Source organism: Rhizobium sullae (assembly GCF_025200715.1).
Classification (GTDB): domain Bacteria; phylum Pseudomonadota; class Alphaproteobacteria; order Rhizobiales; family Rhizobiaceae; genus Rhizobium; species Rhizobium sullae.
This window is the reverse complement of sequence record NZ_CP104144.1, coordinates 18,980-40,015: the sequence shown is the minus strand read 5'-3', so window position 1 is coordinate 40,015 and position 21,036 is coordinate 18,980. Positions and strand designations below refer to the sequence as shown.

At 59.3% G+C, this 21,036-nt stretch carries 23 protein-coding genes and 1 pseudogene; 11 read left to right on the top strand and 13 right to left on the bottom strand.

What is annotated here, in order from left to right; genetic code table 11:
• The first annotated feature begins 115 nt into the window (after positions 1-115).
• Genes N2599_RS20765 through N2599_RS20755 form a run of 3 tightly spaced genes read left to right on the top strand, consistent with a single transcriptional unit; the run spans position 116 to position 4,112 of the window.
• Positions 116-1,612 carry an NAD-dependent succinate-semialdehyde dehydrogenase gene (locus N2599_RS20765; RefSeq protein ID WP_027513774.1) on the top strand — a complete coding sequence of 499 codons (1,497 nt, stop codon included), beginning with the start codon at positions 116-118 and terminating at the stop codon, positions 1,610-1,612.
• Between the two features lie 33 nt (positions 1,613-1,645).
• Positions 1,646-3,025, top strand: a complete 1,380-nt coding sequence (locus N2599_RS20760) for an aspartate aminotransferase family protein (protein ID WP_027513775.1) — start codon at positions 1,646-1,648, stop codon at positions 3,023-3,025.
• 16 nt (positions 3,026-3,041) lie between these two features.
• Positions 3,042-4,112 (top strand): alcohol dehydrogenase family protein, encoded by a 1,071-nt coding sequence (locus N2599_RS20755; RefSeq protein WP_037144299.1) that lies wholly within the window; start codon positions 3,042-3,044, stop codon positions 4,110-4,112.
• 83 nt (positions 4,113-4,195) lie between these two features.
• Here N2599_RS20755 and N2599_RS20750 read toward each other — a convergent pair whose 3' ends face one another.
• Complete coding sequence (locus N2599_RS20750; protein WP_027513777.1) at positions 4,196-4,426, bottom strand: hypothetical protein; 231 nt, start codon at positions 4,424-4,426, stop codon at positions 4,196-4,198.
• A gap of 589 nt (positions 4,427-5,015) precedes the next feature.
• Here N2599_RS20750 and N2599_RS20745 point away from each other — a divergent pair.
• On the top strand, positions 5,016-5,792 hold the full coding sequence (locus N2599_RS20745; RefSeq protein ID WP_027513778.1) for a phosphodiester glycosidase family protein: 777 nt from the start codon (positions 5,016-5,018) through the stop codon (positions 5,790-5,792).
• Between the two features lie 350 nt (positions 5,793-6,142).
• On the opposite strand, the gene N2599_RS20740 is transcribed toward N2599_RS20745, so the two are convergent.
• Entirely contained in the window at positions 6,143-7,585 is a 1,443-nt protein-coding gene (locus tag N2599_RS20740) for an FAD-binding oxidoreductase (protein WP_027513779.1), read from the bottom strand.
• Between the two features lie 184 nt (positions 7,586-7,769).
• On the opposite strand from N2599_RS20740, the gene queC reads away from it, so the two are divergent.
• The 3 genes from queC to queE are packed head-to-tail and all read left to right on the top strand — an operon-like array spanning position 7,770 to position 9,570.
• The gene (gene queC / locus N2599_RS20735) at positions 7,770-8,480 is read left to right on the top strand and encodes a 7-cyano-7-deazaguanine synthase QueC (RefSeq protein ID WP_027513780.1); all 711 of its coding nucleotides are present in this window, start codon (positions 7,770-7,772) and stop codon (positions 8,478-8,480) included.
• Positions 8,480-8,836, top strand: coding sequence for a 6-carboxytetrahydropterin synthase QueD (queD, locus tag N2599_RS20730; RefSeq protein ID WP_027513781.1), 357 nt, complete (start codon positions 8,480-8,482; stop codon positions 8,834-8,836). Before queC ends, queD begins: the two co-directional genes overlap by 1 nt.
• Positions 8,833-9,570 (top strand): 7-carboxy-7-deazaguanine synthase QueE, encoded by a 738-nt coding sequence (gene queE, locus N2599_RS20725; protein ID WP_027513782.1) that lies wholly within the window; start codon positions 8,833-8,835, stop codon positions 9,568-9,570. Before queD ends, queE begins: the two co-directional genes overlap by 4 nt.
• 80 nt (positions 9,571-9,650) lie before the next feature.
• Here queE and N2599_RS20720 read toward each other — a convergent pair whose 3' ends face one another.
• From N2599_RS20720 to N2599_RS20705, 4 genes and pseudogenes are all read right to left on the bottom strand, one after another.
• Positions 9,651-9,836 (bottom strand): hypothetical protein, encoded by a 186-nt coding sequence (locus tag N2599_RS20720; protein ID WP_027513783.1) that lies wholly within the window; start codon positions 9,834-9,836, stop codon positions 9,651-9,653.
• A gap of 536 nt (positions 9,837-10,372) precedes the next feature.
• On the bottom strand, positions 10,373-10,804 hold the full coding sequence (locus N2599_RS20715) for a type II toxin-antitoxin system VapC family toxin (RefSeq protein ID WP_027513784.1): 432 nt from the start codon (positions 10,802-10,804) through the stop codon (positions 10,373-10,375).
• Positions 10,801-11,046, bottom strand: a complete 246-nt coding sequence (locus tag N2599_RS20710; protein ID WP_027513785.1) for a type II toxin-antitoxin system VapB family antitoxin — start codon at positions 11,044-11,046, stop codon at positions 10,801-10,803. Before N2599_RS20710 ends, N2599_RS20715 begins: the two co-directional genes overlap by 4 nt.
• 118 nt (positions 11,047-11,164) lie before the next feature.
• A pseudogene (locus tag N2599_RS20705) lies at positions 11,165-11,484 on the bottom strand (3-keto-5-aminohexanoate cleavage protein); the annotation flags it as partial.
• 118 nt (positions 11,485-11,602) lie between these two features.
• Here N2599_RS20705 and N2599_RS20700 point away from each other — a divergent pair.
• Genes N2599_RS20700 through N2599_RS20690 form a run of 3 tightly spaced genes read left to right on the top strand, consistent with a single transcriptional unit; the run spans position 11,603 to position 12,413 of the window.
• A complete protein-coding gene (locus N2599_RS20700) occupies positions 11,603-11,902 on the top strand; it encodes a CopG family ribbon-helix-helix protein (RefSeq protein WP_027513963.1) in 300 nt (99 codons plus the stop codon).
• Complete coding sequence (locus N2599_RS20695; RefSeq protein ID WP_027513964.1) at positions 11,899-12,234, top strand: type II toxin-antitoxin system PemK/MazF family toxin; 336 nt, start codon at positions 11,899-11,901, stop codon at positions 12,232-12,234. Before N2599_RS20700 ends, N2599_RS20695 begins: the two co-directional genes overlap by 4 nt.
• On the top strand, positions 12,231-12,413 hold the full coding sequence (locus N2599_RS20690; RefSeq protein ID WP_027513965.1) for a hypothetical protein: 183 nt from the start codon (positions 12,231-12,233) through the stop codon (positions 12,411-12,413). The genes N2599_RS20695 and N2599_RS20690 overlap by 4 nt, the downstream gene beginning before the upstream one ends.
• A gap of 99 nt (positions 12,414-12,512) precedes the next feature.
• Here the strand turns inward: N2599_RS20690 and N2599_RS20685 are convergent, their stop codons facing one another.
• The 5 genes from N2599_RS20685 to N2599_RS20665 form a co-directional block, all read right to left on the bottom strand.
• Positions 12,513-14,402: a bifunctional sugar phosphate isomerase/epimerase/4-hydroxyphenylpyruvate dioxygenase family protein gene (locus N2599_RS20685; RefSeq protein ID WP_027513838.1), complete on the bottom strand. Its 1,890-nt coding sequence runs from the start codon at positions 14,400-14,402 to the stop codon at positions 12,513-12,515.
• A 31-nt stretch (positions 14,403-14,433) separates the two neighbouring features.
• Positions 14,434-15,294: a shikimate dehydrogenase gene (locus tag N2599_RS20680; RefSeq protein ID WP_027513837.1), complete on the bottom strand. Its 861-nt coding sequence runs from the start codon at positions 15,292-15,294 to the stop codon at positions 14,434-14,436.
• Positions 15,295-15,361: 67 nt separating this feature from the next.
• Positions 15,362-16,378, bottom strand: coding sequence for a TRAP transporter substrate-binding protein (locus N2599_RS20675; protein WP_027513836.1), 1,017 nt, complete (start codon positions 16,376-16,378; stop codon positions 15,362-15,364).
• Between the two features lie 77 nt (positions 16,379-16,455).
• The gene (locus N2599_RS20670) at positions 16,456-17,736 is read right to left on the bottom strand and encodes a TRAP transporter large permease (protein ID WP_027513835.1); all 1,281 of its coding nucleotides are present in this window, start codon (positions 17,734-17,736) and stop codon (positions 16,456-16,458) included.
• Between the two features lie 10 nt (positions 17,737-17,746).
• The gene (locus N2599_RS20665; RefSeq protein ID WP_027513834.1) at positions 17,747-18,310 is read right to left on the bottom strand and encodes a TRAP transporter small permease; all 564 of its coding nucleotides are present in this window, start codon (positions 18,308-18,310) and stop codon (positions 17,747-17,749) included.
• 285 nt (positions 18,311-18,595) lie between these two features.
• Here N2599_RS20665 and N2599_RS20660 point away from each other — a divergent pair, with 285 nt between their 5' ends.
• Positions 18,596-19,249: a TetR/AcrR family transcriptional regulator gene (locus N2599_RS20660; protein ID WP_027513833.1), complete on the top strand. Its 654-nt coding sequence runs from the start codon at positions 18,596-18,598 to the stop codon at positions 19,247-19,249.
• A gap of 308 nt (positions 19,250-19,557) precedes the next feature.
• Here the strand turns inward: N2599_RS20660 and N2599_RS20655 are convergent, their stop codons facing one another.
• Both N2599_RS20655 and N2599_RS20650 read right to left on the bottom strand, forming a co-directional pair.
• A complete protein-coding gene (locus N2599_RS20655) occupies positions 19,558-20,058 on the bottom strand; it encodes a DUF4334 domain-containing protein (protein WP_037144352.1) in 501 nt (166 codons plus the stop codon).
• A gap of 51 nt (positions 20,059-20,109) precedes the next feature.
• Entirely contained in the window at positions 20,110-21,003 is an 894-nt protein-coding gene (locus tag N2599_RS20650; protein ID WP_260308535.1) for a hypothetical protein, read from the bottom strand.
• Positions 21,004-21,036 lie beyond the last annotated feature (33 nt).

The window sequence follows — 21,036 nt, the reverse complement described above, 5'->3', positions numbered from 1 at the left end:
ATCAGCCGCGATTGGCCGTGGCCTTAGTCAATCTCTCTCGTGAGACCCCCGGCAACAGACAATTTCTCGTCTCCTCCTGTGAGAGACTTCGCTGTCGGCAATGAGGAGACAAATCATGACCGCGGTTTTTGCCCGCCCCGAATTTCATAATGCGCTTTCGCGCCTGAAGGACAGGCATCTCCTGCGCAATCTCGCCTATGTCGGCGGACGCTGGTCGGCGGGTAACGCCGGCAAGAGCTTCGAGGTCACCGATCCTGCTTCAGGCACAACCGTTGCCTGGGTAGCGAGCCTCGGCGCGGACGAGACCGCAGCGGCGATCGACGCGGCGGCGCTGGCGATGCCTGCCTGGCGGGCCATGCTGCCGCAGCACCGGGCAAAAATCCTGCGCAACTGGCATGACCTCATGCTCGCATCAAAGCACGATCTCGCCTTGATCATGACGCTCGAGCAGGGCAAGCCGCTTTCGGAATCCCTGGGCGAGATCGATTATGCCGCCTCGTTCGTCGAGTGGTACGCTGAGGAAGGCAAGCGGCTGAACGCCGAAAACGTCACCAGCCATCTGCCGGATGCAGAGATGATCGTCCGCCGCGAGGCGCTTGGTGTCGTCGGCATCGTCACGCCGTGGAATTTTCCATCCGCCATGATAACACGCAAAGCGGCGGCAGCACTTGCTGCGGGCTGCACCGTCGTTTCTCATCCTTCATCCGAGACCCCGCTTTCTGCACTCGCACTTGCAGAGCTCGGCGAGCGCGCCGGCATTCCGGCGGGCGTATTCAATGTCGTCACCGGTTATGCGGCAGCCATCGTCGGCCGCATGTGCGAGGACGAGCGCGTCCGGGCAATGAGCTTCACCGGCTCGACCGGCATCGGCAAGCTCATTGCCGCTCAATGCGCGCCGACCATGAAAAGACTGGTGATGGAGCTTGGCGGACACGCGCCGCTTATCATATTCGACGATGCCGACATCGAGCGTGCTGCCAAAATTGCCATCGACGCCAAGTTCGCCACATCGGGCCAGGATTGCCTGGCAGCCAATCGCATCTTCGTGCACCGCTCCATTGCCGATCGTTTCGCTGAGGCAATTGCACGACGCATCGAAGCGCTCAAGGTTGCAGACGGTCTTTCGGCGGACGCCGATATCGGCCCGCTGATCCACGAACGTGCCATCGTCAAAGTCGAGGAACAGGTTGCCGATGCGTTGAAGAGCGGAGCAAAACTGGTAACCGGCGGCAAACGTCATACCGCCGGCAGACTGTTCTTCGAACCGACGCTGCTCACAGACGTTCCTGACGATGCCCTCATCATGCGCGAGGAGACTTTCGGCCCTGTCGCGGGCGTTAGCATCTTCGACACGGAAGACGAAGTGGTCGCAAGGGCGAACGCCACCGAATACGGTCTCGTCGCCTATGTCGTCACGGAAAATGGCGCCCGGCAACTGCGTCTTGGACGGGCGCTCGAATACGGCATGGTGGCGATCAACCGGGTGAAGATCACCGGCGGCCCCATTCCTTTCGGCGGCTGGAAACAGTCCGGACTTGGGCGCGAGGGCTCAAGGCATGGCATCGAAGCCTTCACCGAGCTCAAATACCTCTGCATCGACACGGCCGCCTGAGGCCTCTTACTCTTTAACATCAAGGACAACGCCATGCTGGAAAGAAGCAACGAACTCAACGCCTGGGACCGGGATCATTTCTTCCACCCCTCCACCCATATGGGCTCGCATGCACGCGGCGAGACGCCGACGCGGGTGATCGGCAGCGGCGAGGGTGTCTACATCACCGATACGGGCGGCCGCACCAGCCTCGATGCCTTTGCTGGACTTTACTGCGTCAATGTCGGCTATGGCCGGCAAAAGATCGCCGATGCGATCGCCGAACAGGCTAAGAATCTAGCCTATTATCACGCCTATGTTGGCCATGGCACGGAAGCATCGATAACGCTGTCGAAGATGATCATCGACCGTGCGCCGGAAGGCATGAGCCGCGTATACTTCGGTCTTTCAGGTTCGGATGCGAACGAGACGAACATCAAGCTCATCTGGTATTACAACAACATCCTCGGCCGTCCGGACAAGAAGAAGATCATCTCGCGCTGGCGGGGTTATCACGGCTCGGGCGTCATGACGGGTTCGCTGACGGGGCTTGAACTTTTCCATAAGGCTTTCGACCTGCCGCGCGCGCCCATCCTCCACACGGAAGCTCCCTATTATTTCCGCCGCCCCGACCGCTCGATGGACGAAGAGCAGTTCTCGCAACATTGCGCCGACAAGCTTGAGGAGATGATACTTGCCGAAGGTCCAGAAACCGTCGCCGCCTTCATCGGCGAGCCGATCCTTGGAACAGGCGGCATCGTTCCACCGCCAAAGGGATACTGGCAGAAGATCCAGGCCGTGCTGCAGAAATATGATATCCTGCTCATTGCGGACGAAGTGGTGACCGGATTTGGGCGTCTGGGCACGACGTTCGGCTCGGACTATTACGGCATGAAGCCGGACCTGATCACCATCGCCAAAGGTCTCACCTCGGCCTATGCGCCGCTTTCCGGGACTATCGTTTCCGATAAAGTCTGGCAGCTTCTCGTCCAGGGCTCCGACCAGATGGGGGCGATCGGTCATGGCTGGACCTACTCTGCGCACCCGATCTGCGCCGCTGCTGGAATTGCCAACCTGGAACTGATCGATGAGCTTGATCTCGTAAAGAACGCCGGCGACACGGGCGCCTATTTCCGCTCGGAACTGACAAAGGCCGTCGGCGGGCACAAGAACGTTGGCGAAGTACGTGGCGACGGGATGATGGCGGCAGTCGAGTTCGTTGCAGATCGGGACGATCGCAAATTCTTCGATGCCTCGCAAAAGATCGGCCCGCAGGTTTCAGCAGCATTGCTCGAACGCGGCGTCATCGGCCGCGCCATGCCGCAGGGTGACATCCTCGGCTTTGCGCCGCCGCTTTGCCTGACGCGCGGCGAGGCCGACATCGTCGTCAAGGCTGCGGCCGAGGCGATCGACAGCGTCTTCAAGTCCATCTGAAGGGGGAGTGTGTGACATGACCGTTGTTCCGAAGACGATGGCTGCTGTCCAACTCGTCGGTCATGGCGGGCTCGACAAGCTGGTGTATAACGAGTCTACCCCTGTCCCGGCGCCGGCAGCGGGTGAAGTGCTCATCAAGGTCACGGCCTGCGGCATGAACAACACCGATGTCTGGGTTCGTCAGGGCGCCTATGGCACCGAAGACGACCCGTCGGCGGTTTCTACGTGGCGCAGAAAGGGCAATACGCTGACGTTCCCCCGCATCCAGGGGACGGATGCCGTCGGTCACATCGTCGCGGTCGGCGCCGGCATCGACGCCAACCGGACCGGCGAACGCGTGATGGTCGATTTCTCGATCTACAATCGCGAAGACGACAGCCTCGCCGACATCGACTACATGGGCCACGGCCGGGACGGCGGCTATGCCCAATATATGGCACTGCCCGCCGAAAACGCCCATGTCGTCGACACCGACCTCACAGACATCGAACTTGCAACCTTCTGCTGTGCCTATCTGACCGGAGAACGTATGCTTGAGCGGGCGCGGCTCGCCGCAGGCGAGCGCGTGCTGGTGACGGGCGCATCGGGCGGCGTCGGTTCGGCCATCATTCAGCTCGCAAGAGCGCGCGGCGCGATCCCGATCGCAATCGCCGGTCCCGGCAAGGAGCACGCGGTGCTCGATATCGGCGCGGAAGCAGTCATCACGCGCGGTGCGGGCGACCTCGTCGAAGCCGTCCATCAGGCGGCGGGCGGGGAACCGGTCGACGTCGTGGCCGATCTTGTTGCCGGGCCGATGTTCAACGATCTCCTGAAAATCCTTCGCCCCGAAGGGCGATATACGACAGCGGGCGCAATCGGCGGGCCGGTCGTCCAACTCGATCTTCGAACGATGTATCTGAAGCAATTGGAGCTGCATGGATCGAGCCAAGGTACGCGGGCCGACTTCCGCCGGCTCGTCCGCTATATCGAGGAAAAAAAGATCAAGGCACTCGTCGGCGGCGTCTATCCGCTATCGGATTTTCATCGGGCTCAGACGGATTTCATGGCCAAGAACTTCGTCGGAAAACTCGTCGTGGTTCCCGACTAAGTGAGATTCGGCGGATGGACTTCGGCGCCGCAACTCTATCTTCCGGCGCCGGCTGCATCCAATTATTGTTTGCCCGCAGCGTGTCACATAGCTGGGACGAATTTCCAAAAGACTCCTTCCTGGCGATCCGTATAATACTTGAACTCGCACTCAAATTTCCGTCCGTAAGCTTTCGCAGCCTTCAGACATTGGTCGCTGACCGGATTCATGCCTGTATCAGGAGCAAACCAGTCCTCAAGCAGATCGTCCGGCACATAAGTGCCGACCCGCAGCGGAAGAGTGGCAAGTACAACATCCATTTCGTTTGGCACCATGATGGAACCCTCCTTTTCCGTTTAACCGCGGCCGGATGAACCTGGTTCCGTTCTGCCTTTTGCGATACGTCCCGCAGAACGAAGCCTTCCACCGCCCGGACGGGATTTGGCGGACACCCTTGGGGCGTCGGCAAGCGACATTTGTTCAAGATAGCATAAACCGCTGCGGATGCGCCCCTACGAAGCAGGGACGTACCGCTCCACCACCGCCAATGATGAGGATGTCGTGGTCGAAGGATGCCATCGTTACATCCCTGCAACACGGACATATTGAAGCTCGATGAACCCCTCGATCCCTTCAGCTCTTCAGCGAAAATCGCCTCAAGGCATGCGCTTCGCATCTGTCTCGCTCGGTAGCGCTCCGTCGACAGCAGGACGTCGCGCGGGATCGTACACGTCTTCGGCGACGAACGAACATGGGATATGAAGGTCCCTGGCTTGGCCCCAACCTGTCTTCCTCGAACTGCTGGAATTATCCATAGTGGCCACCACTTTCGCAAGCCGTCACATTCGAAAGGCAAGCAAACCGTGTCATGTGATTGCAGACGAGAGCGGTCCAATAAGACTTGAAATAAAGGTGTCGGTAGCGATGACGTATCTGAAAAATGGGGTGCTATTCGCAGTCATGATGCTGGTTGCATTGATAACTCCCTTGCCACCGGCTCTTGCCCAGGATTGTGGGCAAGAAACGTTTCAGGATGCGAGATACATCGTTTGCACGGTGGAACCGGGGAAAGCTGACCTGCGATTGTTCTGGAACGACGTTAATGGCGAGCCTTACCGCTATTTCTCGCGCGTGGCCGAAGCCGTGGGAAAAGAGGGACGAGCTCTGACATTCGCGATGAACGCAGGGATGTACCGTGCCGATTTTTCGCCGATAGGACTTTATGTCGAGAACGGCCGAGAATTACGACCCGCCAATACGGCCGGAGGTGAAGGCTCAGCCGGTCTGCTTCCAAATTTCTATAAGAAGCCGAACGGCGTGTTCTTTCTTGACGATGCAGGCGCTGGAATACTCCCGACGGATCAATTTTTGAAACTTCGGCCCAAGGTGCGGTTCGCCACCCAGTCTGGTCCATTGCTTGTCATGCAGAACAAGCTGCATCCGGCCTTTATTTTAGGCTCGACAGACCGAACCCGTCGGAGCGGTGTGGGAGTCTGCGGCGGTGGCACGGTTCGCTTTGCCGCAAGCGACGACACGGTGAATTTCCATGAATTCGCGCGCCTGTTCCGCGACCATTTCAAATGCCCCAATGCACTGTTTCTCGACGGTGGGCGAGGTGTGGGAATTTACAACCCTGCCATGGGCCGCAATGACAGATCCTGGCATGGCGGGTTTGGCCCGATCTTTGGAGTTGTAGAATAACGCCACGAACGGCGACGCAACACCTTTGGTGACCCTAAAAGTCGGCTGGAGGTTGGTCACTGCGACCTGCGTAGGATCACCTTCGACAAGAGATCCGGCACATACAAAACCGGGTGGTCCTGCCGCTCTACTCGTGAAGACGATACCGATGGTCCAAAGACCAAAATCCTTGCCCCTGATTGTGAACCTACGCTGCCTCGCACGTCTGATAGCCGCCCGGAGCCATCGCAGCGCCAAAGAACGCGATCCGCGCCGCACTCGAAACGCGGCGTCTGGTTTCATTCACGCGTGCCGCCGATGATAAGCGTTGCGGCGGCACCTGACGTGTCATCCGTTGTGTTGCTGACCGGTCAGCTGGCGGCCCGCATTTCCGCCTGTGGCGTCACATTCTGGTTCATGCGGAAAAGATTCTGCGGATCGTAACGCAGTTTGATCTCGGTCAGGCGCTGATAATTGCCGCCATAGGCCGCCTCGACACGATCGGTTTCGTCCTCAGGCATGAAGTTGATGTAAGCCGTGCCGATGGCGTGCTCCTTCGTTGCTTCGAAAAGCTCGCGTGCCCAAGCCATGGAGGCGCCATCCATCGATTTCTCGCGCCAACGCGCATGTACGTTCATGACGAAATGCGAGTTGCGCTGGGGAAAAGCCGTCGCCTCCACTGCGATGCGGCCCGCCGCACCGCCCACATGGCCGATGAATATCTCGCATTCTGGCCCCGGAAGCTTGCGAACGGCATCGAGGAGAACCGCGATCGCCGCATTTGAAAGTTCCGCGAAATCCTGGCTCTTCCAATAGTTGCGGGCGCCCGGCGTCAGCAGCGGATCGAATGCCTGTTGCCAGGCGGCAAAGGGCGCCGGACCGACGACGTCGGCAATCGGATTGCCGATGGCACGAAGCCCCGCGGCAGCCGCCTTGCCCGCTTCGATGTCACCGCAATGGCACATGGCGAGCACAAGGATTTCCTTGCCATGCCACTCGGCAGGCAGGAAAGGCAGCGGCGGTGCCTGACGCATGACCACCCAGCATGTGAGTTCGTCCGGCGCCGTTTCGAGCACCTGTCTATATTCTCTGAGCACCATTTCGGCGTCGGCAAAAGGATGGACGACCAGACCCGCCAGAACCTCGCCCGGTAGGTCGTGGAGCCGGAATTCAAAGGAGGTCACCACCCCGAAGTTACCACCGCCGCCGCGCAGCGCCCAAAACAGATCCGGCTCTTCCTTCTCGCTTGCGCGTACCAGCTTGCCGTCAGCAGTCACCACCTCCATCGAAATGAGATTATCAATAGTCAGACCGAATTTGCGCGTGAGCCAGCCGAAGCCGCCACCGAGCGTGAGCCCGGCAATGCCGGTCGTGGAATTGATCCCTGTCGGCAAGGCCAGCCCGAAAGCCTGTGTTTCGTTATCGACGTCTGCAAGCGTTGCACCCGGCTCGACCCGCAAGCGCCTTGTCCCAGGGTCGACCCTTACCGATTTCATCGGCGATAGATCAATGACCAGGCCGCCTTCACAGATTGCGTTGCCGGCGATGTTATGCCCGCCGCCGCGCACTGCCAGCAGAAGATTGTTTTCACGCGCGAACCGGACTGCTCTCATGACGTCGGCGGCACCAGCGCAGCGCACGATGAGACCCGGGCGCCGGTCGACCATGCCGTTCCATATGGCCCGTGCCTCGTCGTATTCGGCATCCTTCTCAGTGAGCAATCTGCCGCGCAAACCTGCGGCGAAGGCATCGATCGCGACGTTCGTCACGGCGGTTTGGCCCTTGTGCAGGGTCGTAAGGTTCAAGTTGTCCATGATTTCCTCCCCAAGGCGGCAGAGCCCCGTTCCGCCGTGGCGGCATTTTGCGCTTCGTGCACTTCTTATGCAAGGAAATGCTAATGGATATTCCAGCCAGCACCCTTCACAAGCCGGTTCGAATGCTTTAGAAGCGCTCCCGTAATCCGGTCGCAGCCCACCCGGTCAAAACAAGGGATCCATCATGAAAACCATCGTCATCTGCTCCGGCGGATTGGACTCCGTTTCGCTCGCGCACAAGGTTGCCGCGGAACGCGAACTCACCGGCCTTCTTTCCTTCGACTACGGACAGCGGCATCGCAAGGAACTGGACTTCGCCGCCGCCTGCGCCAAAAGACTAGGCGTGCCCCACCAGATCATCGACATAAGGAATATAGGCCGTCATCTCACCGGATCGGCCCTGACCGACGACATCGATGTTCCGGACGGACATTATGCTGAAGAGACGATGAAGGCGACGGTCGTCCCGAATCGCAACGCCATCATGCTTTCTATCGCCTTCGGGCTTGCCGCGGCACAAAAGGCAGACGCGGTCGCAGTCGCCGTGCATGGCGGGGACCACTTCATCTATCCGGACTGCCGGCCGGGCTTCATCCAGGCGTTCCAGGACATGCAGAAGCAGGCGCTCGACGGCTATGCCAGTGTTTCCCTCTTTGCACCTTACGTCACCGTCTCAAAGGCAGACATCGTGACCGATGGTGCCAGGAACGGCACTCCGTTCGCTGAGACCTGGTCGTGCTACAAGGGCGGCGTGCGCCACTGTGGCCGCTGCGGTACCTGCGTCGAACGGCGCGAGGCGTTTCATCTGGCCGGTATAGAGGATCCGACAGATTACGAAGACTCGGACTTCTGGGCGGCTGCAACCGCGGGCTTTTTGGCCAAAGAGGTGAAATGATGTTTCGCATCACCAAGGAATTCCATTTCTCCGCCTCCCATCAGCTCACAAGCCTGCCCACCGATCATCAATGCGCCCGCCTCCACGGACACAATTACGTCGTCGAGGTTGAACTTGGGGCAGTAGCACTCAACAGCCACGGATTTGTCCGCGATTACCACGAACTCGCGCCGCTGAAGCGCTACATCGATGAGTGCTTCGACCATCGTCATCTGAACGAGGTCCTCGGTCATGATCAGGTGACGGCGGAATGTCTGGCGAAGCATTTTTACGATTGGTGCAAGGAGCGCCTGCCGGAAACTTCGGCCGTGCGCGTCAGTGAAACGCCGAAGACCTGGGCGGAATACCGGCCATGAGCGCCGCGCGAGAAACGCACATCCGTGTCAGCGAAATCTTCGGGCCGACTATCCAGGGAGAAGGCATCCTGATCGGACTTCCGACGGTCTTCGTCAGGACGGGGGGCTGCGACTATCGCTGTTCGTGGTGCGATACGCTGCATGCGGTCGATAGCGATTATCGCGATCAATGGCATCCGATGTCGGTCGACGATATCTGGCAGGAGGTCGTGCGGCTCTCGGGCAACAAACCGCTGACCGTGTCGCTGTCGGGCGGCAACCCGGCGATCCAGCCGCTTCGCCCGTTGCTTGAGCGCGGGCATGAGGACGGCTATCGTTTCGCGCTGGAGACCCAAGGCAGCGTCGCCAAGGATTGGTTTGCCGATCTCGACGTCCTCGTGCTCAGCCCGAAGCCGCCGTCGAGCGGCATGGAGACGGACTGGAGCGCATTCGGCGCCTGCCTGAGAATGGCCGGGAAAAAGCCGCAGCTTGCGCTGAAGATCGTTATCTTCGACGACCGCGACTACCTCTATGCTCGAGCGGCGGCGGCGCGCTATCCCAGGCTTCCGGTTTATCTCCAACCCGGCAACCACACGCCGCCCCCACCTGCGGATGACGATGCAAAGGTCGATATCGACGGCATCATGGACCGGATGCGCTGGCTGATCGACAAGGTAACCGAAGATCGGTGGTTCGAGGCGCGCGTGCTGCCGCAACTGCACGTGCTGCTTTGGGGCAACAAACGCGGCGTCTGACGATTTTCTTCGGCGCTATTTGGGACGAAGGCAATGTGAAGGTCAGCGCTTCGTTGGCTACCCGGCAAATACGAGATCGTTCAACGGAAACGCGGTTGTTTCGGCGGCGCATTCGCCCGGATTTCATGAAGCGGTGCATGCTTGCCAAGCAGCCGCAGGAGCTTACGCTCCTCTGCCGGATCAACCCCAAGTTTCTTGCAGTGATCGGCAACGTCGCGCTCGTGAGGGCCGGGAACATGGACCTGCCGGTTGTTCATATTCTTCATGATCATTTCCTCCTTGCGAGGATAACGCCTGACGATCGCAGATCGTTCACAAGACATTTCTAAAGCTTGATCGTTGTATTGCCGACTGCCGCCAACTCCCGAGAGCCAGTCATTCGCCTGAATGACCACTATTTTTGCAGAAGTTAGCACGTTCCGTTAGCTAACCTTTCGGCACATCAGCTTCCCCTATTAAGGGTAGGTCTGGCGCGCAGGGCTCTTTGCCAGCCCTCTCTTCCGGGGGGGGGAGCGGTTCACGGCCAGGAGGTATGGTCCTCGTCGAGCTGGTTGCGAACCAAGACGGCTTGTCTGGGCACCTGACGATTGATGATCAAGGCAGCGATCCTACCGCAGAACATGATGAGGACACAGAAGAACGCGTCGACCGTTGCAAAGGTGACGGTCTGGTTACAAGTCCAAGCCCATCGACAGGAACAAATGCCAGAACGTGCCGGCGCAGCGCATGTTCAACTGCATCGAGACGATAAGGATTGACTTGACGACGGCGATCACCGCAACGTCTTCTGGTCCTCTCCGGCCTATGCCAAATCGGTTCGCGCGAAGTCGTCGCCCTTATAGAGGAGCTTAAGGCGATACGCCTTGGCGCAGGCATAGGCATAGCAGTCGCCGAAATTCAGGTCAGCTGGATGACTGATGGCTTTTCCGTAGGTCATCGCCGCATCGAGCGCAAGCCTGCCGATGTCGCTCGAAATCGAGAGCTCACGTGCCTCTAGGTCCTGCACGAAATAGTCAACCGCCTCACGGGCGATCGCCACCATTTCGGGCGTAGGGGCGGTATTCTTCTTTATCTGCTGTGCTTGGGCCCGGGCAAGCGAGATTGTCGCTTCGTAGCGCACAAGCGGGGAGACGAAGAAAGGCCCTCCGGCCTTTTCGAGCCGGTCCATCAGTTCGTCGGCGTCCGGTTCCGGCTTGAGAATTGCGACGATCGCGGAAGCATCGATGAACATCACATGTCGCCCCACATTTCATCGGTATACTTCTTCATGTCGAAATCCGGATCGCCGGTGCCGATTTCCCGCGCTTTAGCGCGCGCCCTTGCCAGGCGCTCGCGTATAGGCATATTTTTGCGTGTGCGCTCGATCTCATGACGGAGAGCGATCCTCACGGCCTCGGTCTTGCTGGGTGCTTTCATGAGCATTTGAAGCTCGACGGCGAGCGCGAGCACATCATTATCGCGGACGTAGAGCGGCATTTGGATATCTCCTTTGTGAATATCCAAATATCACAGAGATGGATATTCTGCCAGCAAAAAGCCCGCTTGCCGAGTGGAGACTGACCAATACTTTCGATAATGATCAGTAGGCCCGCATTCAGGCACGTGGAACACCGGCCGGTCGCAGATGTTTTCTAAGCGCGGCAATACGGAAAATGGCATTTGCCGCGCCATAGCCACGATAGCCGCGCCTTTCGACGATTTCGAAGAACAGGCCCTCGCCGTAGGTGGGACTGTAGAGCTGGAAATATTCGCCATGCTCGTCCCGGTCATAAAGAATGTTGTTCGCCTTCAATCGCTCCGCAAATTCCGCGTCCAGACCGAAGCGGCTTCCAGATCGTCATAATAGTTCGGCGAGATCGCAAGGGGCACGAAGCCGTTTGCGGCAAGGGCCGCAGCAGTGGCGAAGATATCCTCGCCCGTAAGATAATGGCAGCCGTCGCGCGGCCGCAATCTTGAACTGGAATGATAACTTACCAAGGGCAAAATTGTAACTACATTATAGGTGCAATATGTAACACATGATGAGGTTGTCATGCCCCGCGCCGGTCATCCCAAGGGTGATACGTTCAATTTCCGGATCGACCCCGCCTTGAAGGCCGCATTCACGCAAGCGGCGGAATCTGAAGATCGGCCTGCCGCCCAGCTATTGCGGGATTTTATGCGAGCCTATGTCGAACGCCAGAAGCGCAAGGCATTTGAGGTCGAGGCGCGGCGGCAATCGCTTGCCGTGGCGAAACGCGCCCGCAACCCCGAGAGCGACGAGGCAAAGTCTTTGAAGGAGCTGGACATACTCTTTGATGAAGAACAGCTCAAGGACGAATGGAAGGCATGACGCGCGGCGACCTAGTGACGATCGCCGTCAGTGGTGACTATGGCAAACCGCGCCCTGCGCTCATTGTGCAAGATGACGCATTTGCCGAACTCCCTTCCGTGACCTTGCTGCAAATAGCCAGCGACGTCCATGACGAGCACTTAATCCGCATCACGGTGCAGCCGGATGACAACAATGGCTTGCGCAAACCGTCACAGGTGATGGTCGACCGCACCATGACCGTACCACGGTCAAAGACAGGCGCGGTATTCGGCAGGCTGGATTCGAATACGATGGCAGTAGTCGACGCGGCGATGGCCCGGTTCTTCGGCTTAGGAGGCCGCGGCCTATGATGAACAACGGCAAGGGAAGGGTCGTGTCTCAAGACGACGGCACGGTCGCCGCGGCAGCGGACGCGGTCAACGATCGAAAAGCAAGGCGCGCAGCTCGATGCGGAAAAGACCATCGTCCGCAGAGCTTAGAGGCGAAATTCGACAATGAGGGAATCCGGCAGCCCCTGGAATCGCTCTGATTAGAATTAGACGGATCATTCAGGACCTTGCCACGTCGCCAAGCAACTACGCGCCACATGGTGCTGCACTGACCAATACGTTCGATAATGATCCCGCATTCAGGCACGTGGAACACCGGCCGGTCGCAGATGTTTTCTAAGCGCGGCAATACGGAAAATGGCATTTGCCGCGCCATAGCCACGATAGCCGCGCCTTTCGACGATTTCGAAGAACAGGCCCTCGCCGTAGGTGGGACTGTAGAGCTGGAAATATTCGCCATGCTCGTCCCGGTCATAAAGAATGTTGTTCGCCTTCAATCGCTCCGCAAATTCCGCGTCCAGACCGAAGCGGGCTTCCAGATCGTCATAATAGTTCGGCGAGATCGCAAGGGATACGAAGCCGTTTGCGGCAAGGGCCGCAGCGGTGGCGAAGATATCCTCAGTCTCGAAGGCAAGGTGCTGGATGCCGGAGCCGAAGGTTTCGGCGATGAAGTGGCCGGCAAGCGTGTTGCGGTTTTCGGCACCGTTCATGGTGATGCGCAGCGACCCGTCGGCATTTTCTATCGCCTGGCTTCTCACTATGCCGGACGGATCGATGATGTCGACCATCGGCGTCTTATGAGCATCGAGGATCGATGTGTAGAACAGGAGCCAAGTGAGCAATTCCTCATATTTCACGGTCTGGGCGATGTGATCGATCGATTGCAGCCCGGCAGGCTGCGGGGCTGCCGTGTCTTCGACCGGATCGAACTCGATCTCCCATATGCGGCCAAGCTTCGTCTTGCGGTCGAGGAAGTAGAGGACACCGCCGCCGACACCGCGCACCGCCGGCATCTCGATCTCGCCGGGATCGATCGGCTGCCGGAAACGCTCAGCGCCTAAGGCCACGGCGCGTTCGACCGCCGCCTTCGCATCGGCGACCATCAAGCCGGCGGCATAGGCCGAGGTGCCATGGACGGCATAGGATGCGCCGGCAAAGCCCTTCTGCTCGGTATTGACGACGAGATTGATGCCCCCTTGGCGAAAGACGGTAACACTCTTGGTCTTGTGCCTCGAAACCTTCCGGAAACCGAGGCTCGCAATCAGCGATTCGAGCTGCGGCGCTTCGTCTTCGTCGACCGTGAACTCGACGAAGGCGACGCCTTCGACGGAGGCACGCGGCGGCATCGCAGGGACGGGCAAGGAACTCTCCGGCTCCTGCCGTTTCACCTGATCACCGAGATAGATCAACGAGCGCCTGCCATCAACTGCGATGGCAGCGGGCGAGCCGCCGCGGAACTGGTCGTTGAAAATTTCCAGCGACAGATATCCGTCATATCCGGTCGCCGCGACCGCCTTCATGAAATCGAGGACCGGCAGGTCGCCCTCGCCCGGCATGTTGCGGAAATGCCTACTCCAGAAAAGCAGATCCATGTCGATCAGAGGCGCATCGGCAAGCTGGATGATGAAGATCTTTTCCTTCGGAATCGAGCGGATCGAATTGACATCGATCTTGCGCGACAGCGTATGGAAGCTGTCGAGGATCAGGCCGATATTGGGGTGGTCCGCACGGCGCACGATCTCCCAGGCATCGCGGTGATCGTGAATGTGCCTCCCCCAGGCCAGCGCCTCGTAGCCCACCTTCAGGCCGCGCTTTGCCGCGCGCTCGCCAAGCTCATGAAAGTCGACTGCTGCCCGGTCGAGGCCGCCGAGCGATGCCGGCGACACGTTGGAGCAGACGAGCACCAGATCCGTCCCCATTTCCTGCATGACGTCGAACTTGCGCTCGGCGCGGTCGAATGTGCGGCTACGAAGCGGCTCCGGCATGCCTTCGAAATCCCGGAAGGGCTGGAAGAGCGTGATCTCCATACCGAGATCGCGCACCATCTTGCCCACCTGGCGCGGGCTCTCATCGAAGATGAGGAAGTCGTTTTCGAATATTTCGACGCCATCGAAACCGGCTTTCGCGATCGCTTCCAGCTTGTCTCGGAGATCGCCGCTCAACGATACCGTCGCTATAGACGTCTTCATCGGCCTGCTCCTTGCGGTGTCGAATGGAAGGTCATTCGGTCATGGCTTTGAAATGCGAAAGCATCCGGGCTGCATCCGGCGTTCGCTCGGTTAAGAGACGGAAGGCGCCAACCGCTTGGAAGACCGCCATGCCGCCGCCATCGAGCGTCCGGCAGCCGCGTTTCCTGGCTTGCTGCAGCAGTTCGGTCTCCAATGGGAAGTAGACGATCTCGGCGACCCAATGCCGTTCCTCAAGCAGTTCCGGCGGCAAAGGCATGCCCGGATATTTCGCCATCCCAGTTGGCGTTGCGTGTGTGAGGCCGGATGCCTGCCGCATCGCCGATGCCAGGTCCATTCCGGCCGTGATGGCAGCAGCGGGAAAGCGCTGCGACATCGCTTCGGTCAGGGTGACGGCACGTTCCGGTTCTCGATCGAAGACTGTCAATCTCTGTATGCCGAGCGAGAGCATCGCATAGGCGGTCGCAACGCCTGCGCCGCCAGCACCAAGCTGAACGGCCGAAGAGAGATCGGCGTCCGGCAAGCCGCGGCGAAAGCTTTCGGCAAAGCCCCACCAATCGGTGTTGTGGCCATATCGCCGTCCGTCTTTGAAGACGACCGTATTGACGGCCCCGAGCGCTCGCGCCTCGGCCGATAGCTCGTCGAGATAGGGGATGATGACCTGCTTGCAGGGATGGGTGATGTTGAGGCCTGCAAAACCCTGTGCTTCGGCTTCGGCTAGAAGCCTCGGCAGGTCGGCTGGTGCGGCGCCGATCTGATTGAGGTCGATCAGTTCGTATTCATAGTTCAGACCCTGCGCAGCACCCTCCTCCATATGCATGGCAGGCGTCAGCGAAGCCTGGATCCCGGCACCGATCAATCCGGCCCTCAGTGGTTTTATGAGTGTCTCGGGCATCCGTCTTTTCCGTGATTTCCAGTGACAGGAGAACGGACCCGCTGTTTCGGGCGGGCCCGGTCCTTGCTTATTGTCCGCGCGCGGTGTGGAGCTCCTTCATGAGCTGTGCGACGGTGTCTGTGCCGATCTGGGCGCTGAATTTGTCGATCAACGGCTTGACGGCCTCGCGCAGCTTCTGCGTTTCCTCAGGGCTCAGTTCGCTGACTTCCATTCCGGTCTTCTTGATCTCGTCGATCGCCTTGGCGTCCATCTCGCGCGAGACCTTGCGCTGATAGTCGCGGGCTTCCGTTGCCGCGGATTGGAAGAGGGCCTTCTCCTCGTCATTCAATCCGTCCCAGAATTTCTTGCTGATGAGGACGATCTGCGGATTGTACTGGTGACGGGTCACCGTCATGTACTTCTGCACTTCGAAGAACTTGGCATTGATGATGTTCGCGGCTGGATTTTCCTGGCCGTCGACAGTGCCCGTCTCAAGCGCCGTATAGAGTTCGGTGTAAGGCAAGGGCACGGCATTGGCGCCGAGGCTGTTGAACAGCTCGATCGGGATCGGCGACTGGATCGTGCGGATCTTCAGGCCCTTGATATCCTCGAGCTTGGTGACTGCGTGGCGGTTGTTCGTAAGGTTGCGGAAACCGAGCTCCCAATAGGCAAGTCCGACGAGGCCGGTATCCGGCAGAAGCTTCATCAGGCCGGAGCCGAACGGTCCGTCCATCACCTTGTCTGCTTCCTCGCCGCTATTGAAGAGGAAGGGCAGGTCGACGGCGCCGAACGGCTTGACATTGCTTGCGAGAATGCCGGCATTGAGCACGGTCATTTCGATCACGCCGCCTTGCAGCGCTGAAACGGTCTGTACATCGCCGCCAAGCACGCCGCCCGGAAAGAGCTTGACCTCGATCTTGCCGCCGCTCTTCTCCTTCAAGAGCTCGGCAAACTTCTCCATGCCCATGACCTGGGGATGGCCCTTGTTGTTCGCCGAGGCGAATTTCAGCTGGTGTCCGCGGATTTCGGCGATCGCGGGGCCGGTTGCCAGCAGGGCGATCGGCAATGCCAATCCCAACGCCAGCTTCGTCAATTTGTTCAGCATGTTTTCCTCCCAGGTTGTGGCCGGCATCTCCCTCCGGCCGCGTTGAAATTCCATCGCCGTTGCCGGCGAAGCTAAGATCAGTGCCCGAACCAGGAAACCGGAACGGTCACCAGTTGCGGAAACAGGACGAGCAGAAGCAGGACGATCAGTTCCGCGATGAGGAAGGGCATGACACCCTTCATCAGCTGCTCCATCGAAAGCTTAGAAACGCCACAGATGACGTTGAGCACGGTGCCGACCGGCGGCGTGATCAGGCCGATCGAATTGTTGATGATGAAGAGCACGCCGAAATAAACAGGATCGATTCCCGCCTGTTTGATGATCGGCATGAGCACCGGCGTCATGATGAGGATGGTCGGTGTCATGTCCATCGCCGTGCCGACGGCAACGACGAGGACCATGATCGCGAGCAAAAGCAGCGTCTGATTATCCATCAAGGGCTCGACCATGGCGGCAAGGTCGCCGGGAACGTCCGCAACCGTGATCAGCCAGGCTGAAACGGCAGCGCAAGCAACCAGGAACATGACGATCGCGGTGATCTTCGCCGCCGACACGAAGACGTGGAAGACCTTTGCAGGCGGCAGCTCGCGGTAGACGACCATCGACACGAAGAGCGAATAGACGGCAGCGACAACGCCCGCTTCAGTCGGTGTGAAGACGCCGAATTTCAAGCCGACGATGATGATGAGCGGCAGCATAAGCGCCCAGATGCTCTCGACGAATGCCTTCATCCGCATTGCGCCGCTTGCTTTCGGCGGAAGCTGGAACTGCTCCTTGCGCGCAACGATGAGCCAAGTGATGCAGAGCGCTGCGCCGATCATGAGGCCTGGAAAGATGCCTGCGAGGAAGAGTTTGGTGATCGAGACGCCGCCCACGACACCGTAAAGAATGAAGCCGATCGACGGCGGAATGATCGGGCCGATGATTGAGGCCGACGCGAGCAGGCCGCCGGCGCGCGCCGGGTCATGGCCGGATTTCAACATCATCGGCAGAAGCAGTGCACCGAGCGCCGCGGCATCGGCAACCGCCGAGCCGGAGAGGCTTGCCATGACGCAGGCGGCGAAGATCGCGACGAAACCGAGGCCGCCGCGAATATGGCCGACCATCACCATCGCCAGGTTGATGATACGCCGGGAGAGACCGCCGGCATTCATCACCTCGCCTGCCAGCATGAAGAACGGTACCGCCATCAGCGGAAAGCTGTCGGCGCCGTTGAGCACATTCTGCGCCACGATCTGCGGATCGAACATGCCAAGATACATCATCAGCGCAACGCCGCTGATGATGAGGGCAAAGGCGATCGGCACACCAAGCGCCATGGGTCCAAGAAGCGCGCCGAGGAAGATGGATACAGTCATTCTCCGCCCCTCAATGCTTTGTTACGAGATTGGCAAGTGCCGGATCGGCATGATCCTCGAGCGCGACTTGCTCCTCGCTGTCGCGGACAAGCTCGACCGTCGTGATATCGATACGGCCGGTGGCGATCGCGAAAGCATCCCACAGGAGGATGAGAAATGCCGGAATGCCGAACGCCAGCCCGGCACCGTAGAAGAACGCCATGGAAATGCCGGTCGCAGGCGCTGCCACATGCACATTGATCAGCGTTTGCGTCCAGCTGCCGCTGATCAAGAGCCAGGTTGCCAGCAGCATCAGCGCGTGGCCGGCAAGGGCCGCCATCTTGGCGCCGACGGGAGGCAGACGCCGAAGCACTGAGTCAACGCCGAGATGGCCATGCTCGCGCATCGCGACAACAGCGCCGAGGAAGGTCAGCCAGACAAAGAACATCCGCGACAATTCTTCGGAGGACGTGATGCCCTGATTGAAGGCATAGCGAAGGACGACATTGCCGAAGACGAGCACGACCATGCCTGCCAACAGCAGCGCGATCGTCACCTTCAACACGAGAAAATAGAAGTCGATGATGCGGGTCATTCGCTCCTCCCAAAGCGTAAGCCACCGATCGAGTGGCCCTTTTGGTCGTCCGTCAGGCATGCGGAACATGTTCTGACGAGATCTCGCCGACGTCCCTCCTCCAGGTCCGTAGTCTTGCTACAAAAATGTACTAACTAGTTCGAATGTCAAGCCGCAGTCTATTGAAACCGGCGTGCAAGGTGAATATGACTTGGGTTCTCGGGCACGGATGCGATAGCACAACCGCGCTCACAGCTGCCGCTTTGACTATTTGAAACAGCGGTTTAGGGAGCATAGTCGCAAGAGATGGCGGAGCGGGCCGAAAACGGACGAAAGAACGATCCAGAGCGGACACAGGCGGATATCCTCGTCGTCGCGACGAAGGAGTTCGCGACCCATGGCCTTGCCGGCGCGCGCGTCGACGCGATCGCGGAGAAGACCCGCACTTCAAAGCGGATGATCTATTATTATTTCGGCAGCAAGGAGGGTCTCTATCTCGCCGTGCTGGAGCAGTCCTACCGCAAGATCCGGTCGCTGGAAGCCGATCTTCAGCTTTCGAACCTTGAGCCGGAAGCAGCACTACGCACGCTGATCGCAACGACCTTCGATCATGATGAGGCCAACCCGGATTTCGTCCGGCTGGTGAGTATTGAGAATATTCACCACGCGGCGCATATGCTGCGCTCGGAGGCCATCCGCGACCTCAACGTCTCGGTCATAGAGACGATCGCCGGCATCCTAGACCGCGGTTTCGAACAGGGCGTTTTTCGCCGGAAGGCCGATCCGATCGACGTCCACATGATGATCAGCGCCTTCTGCTTCTTCCGCGTCTCGAACCGCTATACCTTCGGCACGATTTTCAGGCGTGATCTCTCCGAAAGCGAAACGGTCGACCGACACCGCGGAATGATCGCGGATGCCGTCGTCAGCTACCTCAAGTCCTGCCCGTCTCCTGCATAGGCTCTGAAAGAGCAGCCATACCGCGGGTGTCCATGGGCAGCGCTGGCTGGCAGCGGCACAGTTAACCTGCTCGCCATCAGGCCGCGGCGACAGTGTCTTTCCGTAACGCCGCGGTCTTTGATATGCTCGAGCGAGCTTCCCATTAGACAAAAATAGGGCGCTCGACCCTTGCGGGGAGCGCCCTATCACACCCGGACAACCGCGCACGACAGAAAAGCTGCTGCGACAAAGCGGTCATCGAAACGGGTAGTAGGCAACAGATGATAATTGCCTGTCGGAAATTCAAGCCCTACCCATCCAGTCAGCGCTCACGGCTCATCAACCCGCTCGAGTTTGAAGAAATAAATCCGATCGTCTCCCTGGATTGTCATCGCTCCTATGATTTTTCGATCATCCATCTTGCGGAAGTGGTCGATAATGGGCTGATCGTCATAGATCATCGCGGCACTCGCGACGCCTTGGAACGACATTGTTTTCAGGGAAGCCACCGAGCCTTTGGCACGAAGTTTGCGCTGAAGACACGAAAACAGTTTGCGCGCTGCTCGCGTTTTCCCCACTTTGCGGATACGCAGAGCCAGCCGGAGCGGTATCCTTGCCGGATCAATAGGAATCAGCTCCCGCTCCCCGAAGCGAAACAAAAGCGCATCCGCGCGCAAATCCGGCGTGAACCGCTTGCCGAACCAGCCGAGATTTTCTAGCACGCCGTCGAAAGGGTGGTCGGACGGAATGCCCCGACCGGTCCATAGCCCGATCATCTCGCGCGGCTCGATCGGCGGCAAGCGTTGAAATTCATCAAGCGCGTTCCGCATTTGCTGCTCACTCAATCCGGACGCTCCTCTCCCGGCGACGTTTGGCACGATCTACGCTGTATCGTTGCGCTCCTCTTCCTGGCGCTGCTTGGTGCGTCGTTTTGATCTGGCCTTTCGCCGAGCCGTCCGCAATTCCTCCAGGTCCGGGAGCCACCAGCCGCGTGCGATCTCCTCATCTCCGGGTGGCGTTCGTGCGGGCCACGTTGTCACCAGCTCTTCCAGCGAACCCGGTCGCGATGATACCCAGACATACTGTACGCGCTCTGCTGCAGGAAAATAGAACGTGCTGACGGTCACCGGATCTGCCAACTCGCCGTCCGTGCCGGTGAAGATGACCACACCAGCATGCGTGCCTATCGCGCGCTCGAACGGCGGGAGATCTTCAGCAGGCACAGGATACCGTTTTCGCCGGCGCTCCCTCAGTTTCGCCTTCCATGCCTCCGCTTCATCCGTGCCCTTCATTGCCTCACGGCGCGCTTTCTTCACCTCGGGTTCGTTACGCTCAGCCGCCGCTTCAATCGCTGGCCACCGTCGGCGCAGTTCGTCGAACGCTCGATAAGGCACTGTCCAAAGTCGGCGATCCGCGTCCCAGCGCGCAAAGGGGATCTCTCGAATTTCGTTGACGACAGTGCGCGAGTATGGCGTCCTGACCTGAAAGGCCGAAGGCGCTGCTTCGAGATAGCGGCTTTCGATCGGATCGAATGCGAAAGCATCCCTGCCCTTTTCATCGGCAAAAGCGTCGGCCTCTGCTTCCATCTCAGCCAGCCAACGACCGATGCGCCTTTCGGCGGTGCGGCCGGGCACGAACCAAGCCTTCAGACTGTCGCTCCAGCGCGCGCGTGGGAAAGACTCGCGAAAACGCTGCACCGTGATGCGATCGTGAGGCAGGTCGGCCGTGGCGCCGACACGCGGTTTGCGGGGGGTGTCGCTCGGTTCCTTTTCCATGGTCTCATAACGCAAGAATACAAGCTCATGTTC